Here is a 13,377-nt window from a genome sequence, read left to right on the forward strand (position 1 = left end):
CGTCTCGAAGGTGATGGGATATGACGCAGACCCCGGCGACGCCCGTCGACGACCAGGTGGCGATCGTGGGCATGGCCTGCCGCGCACCCGGTGGTGTGCGCAGCCCGCAGGACCTCCGCGAGCTGACCCTGTCCCGGGGCGAGGCGTTCTCCGCGTTCCCCACCGACCGGGGGTGGGACCTCTCCGCGCTGTCCGGTGACCAGCCCGTGGCGAACGGGCGCGGCGGCTTCCTCGACGACGCCGCGGGTTTCGACGCCGGGTTCTTCGGGATCTCCCCGCGCGAGGCGGTGGCCATGGACCCGCAGCAGCGTCAGCTGCTGGAGGTGTCGTGGGAGGCCCTGGAGCGGGCGGCGATCGACCCGCGCACGCTGCGCGGGACCGACGCCGGCGTGTTCGTCGGTCTGCACGGTCAGGACTACGCGGTCGCCGCCCACGGCTCGCGCGACGACCTCGTCGGCCACGCCATGACCGGGATGTCGGGCGCCGTCGCCTCCGGCCGGCTGGCCTACGTGCTGGGTTGCGGCGGACCCGCGGTCACGCTGGACACCGCGTCCTCGTCGTCGCTGGTCGCGCTGCACTACGCGGTGCGGTCGCTGCGCTCCGGCGAGTGCTCGCTGGCGCTGGCCGGCGGTGCCAGCGTGATGTCGACCGAGTCCGGGTTCCTCGGCTACGGACGCCAGGGCGGCCTCTCGCCGTCCGGGCGCCCGGTCCCCTTCTCCGACGACGCCGACGGCACGGTATGGGGCGAGGGCGTCGGGCTCCTGGTCCTGGAGCGGCTGGCCGACGCCCGCCGCCACGGCCACCCGGTCCTGGCAGTGGTCCGGGGTACCGCGGTCAACCAGGACGGCGCATCGGACGGGCTGACCGTGCCCAGCGGGGCCGCCCAGGAACGGGTCGTGGCCCGCGCACTCGACGACGCGGGGCTGCGGCCCGCGGACGTGGACGTGGTGGAGGCCCACGGAACCGGCACCCGGGTCGGCGACCCGGTGGAGGTCACCGCGCTGCGGGCGGCCTACGGAGCGGGACGCGAGCGTCCGCTGCTGCTCGGCTCGGTGAAGTCGCACGTGGGCCACCTGCAGGCCGCGGCCGGGGTGATCTCGGTGATCGCGACGGTGCTGGCGATCCGTACCGGGGTGCTGCCGGGCCTGCGCCGGCTGGGGACACCCACCACCCGGGCCGACTGGTCCGGGGAGCTGCTCGAGCCGCTCGCCCGCACCACCGACTGGCCGGACACCGGGCGGCCGCGCCGGGCGGGGGTCTCGTCGTTCGGGGTCTCCGGGACGAACGCCCACGTCGTGCTGGAGCAGGCCGCCGGGCCCGGGCCGGTGGACGGGGCGCAGGCCCCCGACGACGACCGGCTCGTGCCGTGGGCGGTGTCGGCGCGCACGGCGACCGCGCTGCAGACCGCCGTCGAACAGTTGCGGGGCGCGGCGGCCGGGCGATCCCGGCGCGACGTCGGCCACACGCTGGCGGTCGGGCGCGCCACGTTCGACCACCGCGCGATGCTGCTGGCCGGTCCGCAGGGGACGGTGGAGGTCGCGCGCGGACGCGTGGGCGACGGGGAGACGGCGCTGCTGTTCGGTGGCCGGGCCGCACCGGCCGGGGCCGGCCGGGAGCTGGCCGAGCGGTTCCCGGTCGTCGCCACCGCCCTCGACGGCGTCCACGCGCACCGTCACTCCGACGGCGGCGACGAGACCGCGACGTTCGCGTTGCAGGTGGCGCTGTACCGGCTGTGGGAGTCCTGGGGCGTCACACCCCGCCGGGTGGCCGGATCGGCGGTGGGGGAGGTCGCCGCGGCACACGTGGCCGGGGTCCTGTCGCTCGCCGACGCGACCGCCCTGCTGGAGGCCCGGGCCCTGCTCGGCGAGCGACCGGCCGACCGGGCGGCCGGGCCGGATCCGGAGCTGGACCGGTTCCGCGCCACGTTCGCGGGACTGCGGTTCGCACCGCCCCGGATCCCGGTCGTGTGCGGCGCGGCCGGACGCGCCGCCACGGCGGACGAGCTGGCCGACCCCGACCGCTGGGTCCCCCGTCCGGGCCCGGTGGCCGATCCGGTGGCCGCGGCGCGGGTGCTGCACGCCGACGGGGTCGAGACGTTCCTGGAGATCGGGCCGGACGCGACCGCGTCGGCTGCCGTGCGCACCGCGCTCGGCGAGCGGGTCACGACGGTGCCCACGCTGCGCGGCGGCGGCGACGAGGTCACCTCGGTGCTGACCGCGCTGGGCCGGCTGCACGTCGCCGGGACCCCCGTCGACCTCACGGCGGCGGTCGGGGACGGTCGCCGGGTCGAGCTGCCCGGCTACCCGTTCGAGCATCGGACCTACTGGCCGGCCCCCGGCGACGGCGGCCGGACCGGCGCCACCGGGCATCCCCTGCTCGGCGCCCGCGACGACCTCGCGGGCGCGGGCGGGCTGCTGTTCAGCGGCCGGGTCCCGGCGCGGGCCCACCCGTGGATCGCGGACCACCGGCCGGGCGGCGGCGGCGCCACGCTGCCGGTCCCCGCGCTGGTCGAGCTCGTGCTGCGCGCCGCCGACGAGGTGGGGTGCGACCGGATCGACGACCTGCGCGCGGGCGACCCGTTGCCGGTCGACGAGCACGGCACGGTCGAGCTGCAGACCTGGCTCGGAGCGGCGAACGCCGGCCGGCGCGTGGTCACGGTGCACAGCCGGACCGCCGGCACGGGGCAGCCCGGTGCCGAAGGGTCCGGCTGGGAGCTGCGTGCCCGGGCGACGGTGTCCCGGGGGGCCCCCGCCGCGGGCGGGGACGGTTCCGACCTGCCCGACGGGGCCGTGCCGCTGACCCCGGCTGCGCTGGGCGAGCGTCTCGACGGGGCCGGGTTCGGCCCGGACCTGGCCGGGCTCGTCGGTGCGGGCTGGGAGCTCGACGACGACACCTGGGTCGAGGTGACGCTGCCGCCGGACGTCGACCGGGCCGGTTTCGGGCTGCACCCTGCTCTGCTCACCGCCGCGCTGGGCGCCGTCGGTCGCCGGGGGGACGGCTCGGAGGTCCCGGCCCGGTGGCGGGACGTGGCGCTGCACGCCGAGGGTGCGAGCGCGGTGCGGGTGCGGATCACCCGCACCGACGGGTCGACGCTGAGGCTCGAGGCCGTCGACGTGGCCGGTGCCCCGGTGCTGACGGTGGGCGCGATCGAGCTGGGCCGCGGCCGGACGGTCCCGGTCCCGTCCGCCGTGCCCGACGCGCCGGACCGGCCCGCCCGCCCGGTGCGCCGGGCCGCGGCGCTGCCGGGCGCCTCCGGCGCCGGCGCCACCGGCGTCGACGTGGTGGCCCTCACCGGGCCGCACCGCAGGCGCGGGCTCCGCATGCTGGTCCGGGCCGAGGCCGCCGACGTGCTGGGGCTGTCCGGTCCGGACGAGGTCCTCGGCCGGGCCCGGTTCAAGGAGCAGGGCTTCGAGTCGTTGACCGGCGCCGAGCTGGTGAACCGGATGGCGGCCCGCACCGGGCTGGCCCTCCAACCCGGCCTGGTGTTCGACCACCCGACCCCGGACCTGCTGGCCGGCCACCTGGCCGACGAGCTGGACGCCCGCGACGACGGTCCGGCCCCCGACGCCGTACCCGACCCCGCTCCCGGCCCCGGACCGGAGCCCGGGTCCCCGGACGACCCGCTCGACAGCGAGATCGCCGACGCCTCGCTGGACCGGCTGATGGACATCATCGATGCCGAGATCGGCGTGGCCTGAACCGCGGCTCGACGAACCGACCGCGCACAGCACTTCTTCGCCCCGTACGTGAGGACGGACCATGACCGATGCAGAGCAGAACGCCGGCACCCAGCAGCACGACGGGGCCGCGACGGCCCCCCAGGACAAGGTGGTCGACTACCTGCGCAAGGTCACCACCGACCTGCGGCGCACCCGTCGTCGCCTCGACGAGATAGAGACCCGCGAGAACGAGCCGATGGCCGTCGTGGGCATGGCGTGCCGCTACCCGGGCGGGGTCCGCAGCCCGGAGCAGCTCTGGGACCTGGTCGCCTCCGGCGCCGACGCGATCACCGGGTTCCCGACCGACCGGGGTTGGGACCGGCAGGCGCTCGCCGGCGGCGGAGCGGGCAGCAGTGCCACCGCCGACGGCGGCTTCCTCGACGGCGTCGGCGACTTCGACGCGGAGTTCTTCGGCATCTCCCCGCGGGAGGCCCTGGCGATGGACCCGCAGCAGCGGCTGCTGCTGGAGGTGTCCTGGGAGGCGCTGGAGCGGGCGGGGATCGCCCCGACGTCGCTGCGGGACAGCGCGACCGGGGTGTTCGTCGGCTCCTACCACTGGGGGCACTCCCAGGGCCCGGCCGACCCGGAGGTCGACCTCGGCGGGCACACCCTCACCGGCACCGCGGCCAGCGTGGCGTCGGGCCGGATCTCCTACACCCTCGGGCTCCGCGGCCCGGCCCTGACCGTGGACACCGCGTGCTCGTCGTCGCTGGTCGCGCTGCACCTCGCGGCGCGGTCGCTGCGTGCGGGCGAGTCGTCGCTGGCGCTGGTCGGCGGCGTGACCGTGATGTCGGACCCGTCGCTGTTCGTGGAGTTCAGCCGCCAGGGCGGGCTGTCACCGGACGGGCGCTGCCGGGCGTTCGGTGAGGGGGCCGACGGCACCGGGTGGGCCGAGGGGGCCGGCGTCCTCGTGCTGGAGCGCCTCTCCGACGCCCGCCGGCACGGGCACGAGGTGCTCGCGGTCGTGCGCGGCTCGGCGGTCAACCAGGACGGCGCCTCGAACGGGCTCACCGCCCCGAACGGGCCGTCGCAGCGCGCGTTGATCGGTGCCGCACTGTCCGCCGCGGGGCTGCGCCCGGGCGACGTCGACGTCGTGGAGGCCCACGGCACCGGCACCTCGCTCGGTGACCCGATCGAGGCGCAGGCCCTGCTCGCCACGTACGGGCGCGACCGGGAGCAGCCGTTGTGGCTCGGCTCGCTCAAGTCCAACATCGGGCACACGCAGGCCGCCGCCGGCGTCGGCGGAGTGATCAAGATGGTGATGGCGCTGCAGCGCGGCATGCTGCCCGCGACGCTGCACGCCGAGACCCCGTCGTCACGCGTGGACTGGTCGGCGGGCGCGGTGCGGCTGCTCACCGAACCGGTCGCGTGGGAGCCCGGGGAGCGTCCCCGCCGGGCCGGTGTGTCGTCGTTCGGGGTCTCCGGCACGAACGCGCACGCGATCATCGAGGAGCCTCCCGCCGCCGATCAGGAGGACACCTCCGACCGGCCGGACGCGCTGACCACGTGCGCGTGGTCGTTCTCCGCCCGCGGCCCCGAGTCGCTCGGCGCGCAGGCCGCCGGGCTGGCGGCGCGGCTCACCGACTCCGACCCCTACGACGTGGCCTACTCCCTGGCCCGCACGCGTGCCTCGCTCGAGGACCGTGCGGTCGTCATCGGTTCCGACCGGGAGGAGCTGCTCGCCGGGGCGCGCGCGGTCGCCGCGGGCGAGCCGTCCGCGGCGGTGGTGACCGGACGGGCCGACCTCGACGGCGGCACGGTCTTCGTGTTCCCCGGTCAGGGTGCCCAGTGGGCGGGCATGGGAGCCGAGCTGCTCGACACCTCTCCCGTGTTCGCCGAGGCGTTCGACGCCGCGGCGGCCGCCCTGCGGCCCCACGTCGGGTTCTCCCCGCACGACGTCGTCCGCCAGGTGCCCGGCGCACCCGGGCTGGACGCCGTCGACGTCGTCCAGCCGCTGAGCTTCGCCGTCATGGTCGCGCTGGCCGCGGTGTGGCGGCACCACGGTGTGCACCCGGACGCCGTGCTCGGCCACTCGCAGGGCGAGATCGCCGCCGCCGTGGTGGCCGGGGCACTGAGCCTGGACGACGGCGCGCGGGTCGTCGCCCTGCGGGCCAGGGCGATCGGCGAGCACCTGGCCGGAGCCGGGGGGATGCTCTCGGTCCCGCTGAGCCGCGACGAGGTCGTCACCCGGATCGGCTCCCGGAGCACGCTGTCGGTCGCCGCGGAGAACGGGCCGCGCGCGGTCGTGGTGTCCGGATCGGCGGAGACGGTGCAGGGCCTGCACGCCGAGCTCGTCGCCGACGGTGTCCGGGCGCGCATGATCGCCGTCGACTACGCGTCGCACTCGGCGCACGTGGAGGCGATCGAGCAGCGTCTGCTCGACGACCTCGCCGGGCTCACGCCCGGCCCGGCCGCCGTGCCGATGCTGTCCACCGTCACCGGCGAGTGGCTCGACGGCGGTGAGCTCGACGCCGGCTACTGGTACCGCAACCTGCGCCGCACCGTCGGGTTCGGGCCGGCGGTCGAGACGCTCCTCGAGCAGGGCCACCGGGCGTTCATCGAGGTCGGACCGCACCCGGTGCTGTCCGGCGCGGTGGCCGACTCCGCGCGCGAGCGCGGGACCGACGTGCTCGTCACCGGCACACTGCGCCGGGGCCGGGGCGGCCCCGCCCAGCTGCTCACCTCGTTCGCCGAGGCCCACGTCCGCGGGATCGACGTGGACTGGGCGTCGTTGTTCCCCGGTGGGCGCCGGGTCGCGCTGCCCACCTACCCGTTCCGGCGCAGGCGCTTCTGGGCCGGTCCGGCCACACCCGAGAGCGCGGCGGCCGACCCGGCCGGCGTGGACCCGCAGGAGCAGGCGTTCTGGGCGGCCGTGGAGGACGGCGACGTCGCGGCGCTGACCTCGAGCCTGCACGCCGACGCCGACTCCCTGGCGGCCGTGCTCCCTGCGCTGTCGGACTGGCGGCGGACGAACCGGGAGCGGGCGACCCTCGACTCGTGGAGCTACCGGGTCGAGTGGCGACCGGTGCCCGCGGCCGGCACACCCACCCTGTCCGGGGACTGGCTGGTGGTCACCACCGACGACGACACCGACACCGGGGACGACGTCGTCGCCGCCCTCACCGCGGCCGGTGCCGCCGTGCACCCGGTCGTCCTGGACGGGGCGTGCGACGGCCGTGCCGCCGCCGCCGAGCTGCTCGCCGCAGCCACCGGCGTCGCCTCGGCCGCCGGGGTCGTCTCGCTGCTGGCCGCCGACGAGCGGGCGGACCCGGACCACCCCGGCTCCACCGTGGGCCTGTCCCGCACGCTCGCCCTGGTCCAGGCGTTGGGCGACCTCGGGGTGCATGCGCCGCTGTGGTTCCTCACCCGCGACGCCGCGCGGACCGGTCCGTCCGACCGTCTCACCCACCCGATCCAGGCGCTGGTCCACGGCCTGGCCTGGACCGCGGCGCTGGAGCACCCGGACCGGATCGGCGGCACGGTGGACCTGCCGCCGGGCGCCCTCGACGCGCACACCGGGCCGCGCCTGGCCGTCGCGCTGTCCGGTGCGCCGGGCGAGGACCAGCTCGCCGTCCGGCCGGCGGGGCTGTACACCCGCCGGATCGTGCGGACCGTGCCCGGTGCGGCGTCCACCGGGGGCCCGGAGCGGGAGTGGGCACCCCACGGGACGACCCTGGTCACCGGGGCCGGCGGCGCCCTCGCCCCGGACCTGGCCCGGTGGCTGTCCCGCCAGGGCGCCGAGGACCTGGTGCTCGTCGGCCGCCGCGGACCGGACGCCCCCGGAACCGCCGAGCTGGTCGAGGAGCTGGCCCGGCTCGGGACCGCGGTGCGCGTGGAGGCCTGCGACGTCGGCGACCGGGACGCCGTGGCCGCGTTGCTGGCCGGGCTGGCCGAGGCGGGTCACGTCGTCCGGCACGTCGTGCACGCCGTCGCGGTGATGGAGCTGGAGAGCGTCGACGCCACCGACGCGGCCGAGGTCGCGAACGTGCTGCGCGGCAAGGTCGACGGTGCCCGCCACCTGGACGAGCTCCTCGACGGCGGGTCGCTGGACACGTTCGTGCTCTACACCTCCACCGCCGGGATGTGGGGCAGCGGGCGGCACGCCGCCTACGCCGCCGGCAACGCCTACCTGTCCGCGTTGGCCGAGCACCGCCGCGCCCGCGGCCTGCCGGCCACCGCGGTGCACTGGGGCAAGTGGCCCGACGCGGTGGGTTCGACGGAGGAGGCCACCGACCCGCACCGGGTCCGGCGCACGGGCCTGGAGCTGATCGACCCCGACACCGCCATGGCGGGTCTGCGCCGGGTGCTCGACCACGACGAGCACGTCATCGGCCTCATGGCGGTGAACTGGCCCCGCTACCACGACGTGTTCACCTCCGGGCGACCGACGACCCTGTTCGACGAGATCCCGGAGGTCCGGCTGCGGAACACCGCCGCGGACGCCGGCGCACCCGCGGTGTCCGAGCACGGGGACGGACGACTGCTCGGCCGGTTGCGGCCGCTGCCGGCGGCCGAGCAGGAGCGGCTCCTGCTGGAGATGGTCCGCGCCGAGGTCGCCGCCGTGCTCGGGCACGGATCCGGTGCCGAGGTGCCCGAGCTGCGGGCGTTCCGCGACATCGGCTTCGACTCGGTGACCGCGGTCGACCTGCGCAATCGGGTGGCCGCGGCGACCGGCGCGAACCCGCCCGCGACGATGGTGTTCGACCACCCGACCCCGATCGCGCTGGCCCGCCACCTGCGCACGGAGCTCCTCGGCGGGGAGAGCACCGCCCCCGCCGCTCCCGCGCCCGGTGCCGCCGCGTCCGACGACCCGATCGCGGTCGTCGCGATGAGCTGCCGGCTGCCGGGTGGGGTCGCGTCCCCGGAGGACCTGTGGTGCCTGGTCGCCGACGGGCTCGACGTGATCTCCGACTTCCCCGACGACCGGGGCTGGGACGCCGACGCGCTGCGTGATCCCGACCCGGACGCGCCCGGGCGGACGTACTCCACGGTCGGCGGCTTCCTGCACGACGCCACCGAGTTCGACGCGGGGTTCTTCGGCATCTCCCCGCGGGAGGCGCTGTCGATGGACCCGCAGCAGCGGCTGCTGCTGGAGACGACGTGGGAGGTCTTCGAACGGGCCGGGATCGACCCGGCGGCGCTGCGTGGCTCCGCCACCGGGGCGTTCGTCGGTGCCGGCGCGCAGCCCTACCCGCACGCCGTCGGCGACGCGGGTGAGACGCACATGATGACCGGCACCGCGGCCAGCGTGCTGTCCGGGCGGATCTCCTACCTGTTCGGGCTGGAGGGCCCCTCGGTCACGGTGGACACGGCGTGCTCGTCGTCGCTGGTGGCCCTGCACCTGGCGTGCCGGTCGCTGCGCAGCGGGGAGAGCTCGCTGGCACTGGCCGCCGGCGCCACCGTGATGCCCACCCCGGAACCGTTCGTCGGGTTCAGCCGCCAGCGGGCGCTCGCCACCGACGGCCGGTGCAAGGCGTTCGCCGACGGCGCGGACGGGATGAGCCTGGCCGAGGGGGTCGGCGTGGTGCTGCTCGAGCGCCTGTCCGACGCCCGGCGCCACGGCCACCGGGTACTGGCGCTGGTGCGCGGCTCGGCGATCAACTCCGACGGCGCGTCGAACGGACTGACCGCGCCGAACGGCCCGTCCCAGCAACGGGTGATCCGCGCCGCGCTGGCCGATGCCGGGATCACCCCGGACGGCGTGGACGCCGTCGAGGCCCACGGCACCGGGACCGCGCTCGGCGACCCGATCGAGGCGCAGGCGATCCTGGGGACCTACGGCCGCGACCGCGACCCCGACCGGCCGCTGCTGCTCGGGTCGCTGAAGTCCAACATCGGCCACACCCAGGCTGCCGCCGGTATCGCCGGGGTGATCAAGACCGTGCTGGCGTTCGGGCACGACGAGCTGCCGCGGACGCTGCACGCGGGGACCCCGTCGTCACGGGTCGACTGGTCGGCGGGCGCGGTACGGCTGCTCGACGAGCCGTCCCCGTGGCCGCAGGCCGAGCGCCCCCGCCGCGCCGCGGTGTCCGCGTTCGGGATCAGCGGCACCAACGCCCACGCGGTGCTGGAGCAGGCGCCGCCGGAGCCGGTCGCCGCCGGACCGGAGGCCACCGTCGTGGCGCCGGGCGGCGACGCCCCGGTACACGACACGCCCACGATCTGGCCGCTGTCCGCGCGTTCGGCGGAGGCGTTGTGCGCCCAGGCCGCGCGGCTGCGCGCGTCCTTCGACGGGCACCGGCCCGACGGCCCCGGCCGCGCCGAGCCCACCGGGGATCCGGCGCGGCGCCCGGACGACGTCGGCTGGTCGCTGGCCCGGCTTCGGGCCGGTTTCGAGCACCGCGCGGTCGTGCTCGGCCAGGACCTCGACACCCTGCTCGCCGGGCTGGAGTCGGTGGCCGCCGGGGAGACCGCCCCCGGGGTACAGCGGGGCACTGCGGCGGAGGGCGACCGCCGTCCGGTGTTCGTCTTCCCCGGCCAGGGCTCCCAGTGGCAGGGGATGGGGCGCGAGCTGCTGGCATCCTCGCCGGTGTTCCGGGCCACGATCGCCGACTGCGAGCGGGCGCTGTCCCCGCACGTGGACTGGTCGCTCACCGAGGTACTGGCCGGTGACGCCGACCCGGCGCTGTCCGCCCGGGTCGACGTCGTGCAGCCCGCGCTGTTCGCGACGATGGTCGCCCTGGCGGCGCTGTGGCGGGCCTACGGGGTCGAGCCGGCCGCGGTCGTCGGGCACTCGCAGGGCGAGATCGCCGCCGCCCACGTCGCCGGCGCGCTCACCCTGGACGACGCGGCGATGATCGTCGCGCTGCGCAGCCGCGCGTTGCTGACGATCTCCGGCGCCGGTGGCATGACCTCGGTCGCGGCCGGGCCGGACCGGGTTGCCGAGCTGATCGCACCCTGGTCGGACGCGATCACCGTCGCCGCGGTGAACGGGCCGTCCTCGACGGTCGTCTCGGGGGACGCCGCCGCCCTGGACGAGCTGGCCGCGCACTGCGCGGCCGAGGGGGTCCGGTCGCGGCGGGTGGACGTCGACTACGCCTCGCACGGCACCCACGTGGAAGCCGTGCGCGACGAGCTGGCCGCCGTGCTGGCCGGGGTGCGCCCGGTGTCGTCGCCGATCCCGTTCTACTCCACGGTCGACGGTGCCGTGGTCGACACGGCCGGGCTGGACGCCGGCTACTGGTACACCAACCTGCGCGAACCGGTGCGGATGGAGGCGGCGACCCGGGCGCTGCTCGACGACGGCAGGCGGGTCCTGCTGGAGATCTCCCCGCACCCGGTGCTGGGCACGGCGATCGAGGAGACGGTGGAGGCGCACGGAGCCGACACCGCCGTCGCACTGGGAACCCTGCGCCGCGACGACGGCGGCCCGGACCGGGTCCTGACCGCGGTCGCCGAGGCACACACCCACGGTGTGGCGGTCGACTTCGCCGCGGTCTTCGCCGGGCGCGACGCCCGGCCGGTGGACCTGCCGACCTACGCGTTCCGCCGCCGCCGGTACTGGCCCGAGGAGATCGCACCGGCCGCACCGGCACCGACCGACGGCGTGGGCGGGCGGTTCTGGGAGCTCGTCGCCTCCGGTGACGGGGAGTCGCTGGCCGCCGAGCTGGGCGTCGGGTCGAACGGCACCCGGTCCTCGCTGGACGCGGTGCTGCCGGCCCTGTCGGCCTGGTGGGACCGGGCCGCCCGGCGCGACACCGCCGACGGCTGGCGCTACCGGATCGGCTGGACCCGGATCCGCCCGCAGAGCGCCGGGCGCCCGGCCGGGCGGGTCCTCCTCGTCCGCCCGCCCGGGATGCCGGACCTGGAACCGGTACGCGAGGCGTTCGGCCCGGGGACGACGACGGTCGAGCTGGACCCGATCGTCGCGGCCGACCGAGCCCGCGCGGCCGCGGCACTCGCCGACGCCGCGGTGGGCGCCGACCTGGTCGTGTTCCTGCTGGCCGCGGGCACCCCGTCCGACGACGGCGAGGTCCCGACGGCGCTGGCGGCGACGTTGGGCCTGGTCCAGGCGCTCGGTGACATCGGGGCGGCGGCGCCGCTGTGGTGCGTCACCCGCGGCGCCGTGCGCACCGGGCCCGGCGACACCACGGTCGTGGACCCGGGCGCCGGCTCGGTGTGGGGCCTCGGCCGGGTCGTGGCCCTGGAGAACCCCGCACGCTGGGGCGGGCTGATCGACCTGCCCGCTGAGCCCGACCGGCGCAGCGCCGAGGCGCTGGCTGCGTTCCTGGCCGCTCCGGCGGGGGAGGACCAGGTCGCGGTCCGCTCCGCCGGGATCTCCGCGCGCCGTCTGCTGCACGCCACCCCGGCCGCGGACCGCCCGTGGACGACGTCCGGGGCCGCGCTGGTCACCGGCGGCACGGGCGGGGTGGGCGCGCTCGTGGCCCGCTGGCTGGTCGACCGGGGTGCCCGGCACCTGGTGCTGACCAGCCGGCGCGGGCCGGACGCGCCGGGCGCGGCGGAGCTCGTCGCCGACCTGCGTGAGCGCGGGGCCACGGTCACCGTCGTGGCCTGCGACGCGGCCGACCGGGCGGCGCTCGCCCAGGTCCTGGACGGGATCGACACGCCAGGCGGGCTGCGCTCGGTGTTCCACGCCGCCGGGGTCTCCGACGGCGACGCCCCGGTCGCGGACCTGACCGGCGAGCAGCTGCGCGCGCTGCTGCACCCGAAGGCGCCCGCCGCCCAGCACCTGGACGAGCTCGTCGGGGACCGGGAGCTGGACGCGTTCGTCCTGTTCTCCTCCGGCGCGTCGGCCTGGGGCAGCGGCGGCCAGCCCGGCTACGCGGCGGCGAATGCCTGGCTCGACGCGCTGGCCGAGCGGCGGCAGGCACAGGGCCGGGTCGCGACGTCGGTGGCGTGGGGCGCGTGGGCACAGGCGGGGATGGCGACCGACCCCGTCGCGCACGCCCGCCTGGAACGCCAGGGGGTCACGGCGATGGATCCCGACCTCGCCCTGCAGGCGCTCGACACGACGCTGGCCCACGCCCCGGCGGTGGCCGCGATCACCGCGATGGACTGGACGCGGTTCGCCGACGGGTTCACCTCGGTCCGGCCGAGCCCGCTGCTCGCGGAGCTGGCCGAGGCACAGGAGGTGGTGGACACCGTCCCGGACGCCGCAGCCGACGGCGTGGCGCCACTGCTCGGCCGGCTCGCGGGACTCCCGCCCGCCGAGCGCGACCGGGCGATGCTGGAGGCGGTGCGCACCGAGGCCTCCGCCACCCTGGGCCACGACGATCCGGCGGCGGTCCCGGCCGGGCGGGCGTTCCGCGACGTCGGGTTCGACTCGGTGACCGCGGTGGAGCTGCGCAACCGGCTCCGCGGCGCGACCGGGCTGCGCCTGCCCGCCTCGCTGGTCTTCGACTTCCCGAACCCGCGCGACCTGGCCCGACATCTGGGCACGCTCGCGTTCGGCGGCGACGCCGCCCCGGACGGCCCGCCCGACCCGGACGCTCCCACCCGCGAGCTGCTCGCGTCGATCCCGCTGGACCGGCTGCGCCGGGCCGGGCTGCTCGACGAGCTGCTGCGCCTGGCGGGAGCCCCGGAGGACGACCCGCACGAGCAGTCGGACGAGCACGGCACCTCACTGGACGACATGGACGGCGAAAGCCTCCTGCGCCTGGTGTCCGAGGCCTCGAACTGACCCGTGGGCGACTGACCC

2 protein-coding genes are annotated in these 13,377 nt (G+C 77.1%); both read left to right on the forward strand.

Annotation, left to right across the window (positions count from 1 at the left end; translation table 11 throughout):
* The first annotated feature begins 20 nt into the window (after positions 1-20).
* On the forward strand, positions 21-3,698 hold the full coding sequence (locus XF36_RS05045) for a type I polyketide synthase (protein ID WP_060711083.1): 3,678 nt from the start codon (positions 21-23) through the stop codon (positions 3,696-3,698).
* A gap of 130 nt (positions 3,699-3,828) precedes the next feature.
* Positions 3,829-13,359: a type I polyketide synthase gene (locus XF36_RS34775; RefSeq protein ID WP_414706229.1), complete on the forward strand. Its 9,531-nt coding sequence runs from the start codon at positions 3,829-3,831 to the stop codon at positions 13,357-13,359.
* Positions 13,360-13,377: the final 18 nt, after the last annotated feature.

Source organism: Pseudonocardia sp. HH130629-09, from assembly GCF_001294645.1.
GTDB lineage: Bacteria > Actinomycetota > Actinomycetes > Mycobacteriales > Pseudonocardiaceae > Pseudonocardia.

Excerpts from the sequence above, each read along its gene's own strand:
- XF36_RS05045 (WP_060711083.1), top strand. The coding sequence starts at position 21 with ATGACGCAGACCCCGGCGACGCCCGTCGACGACCAGGTGGCGATCGTG.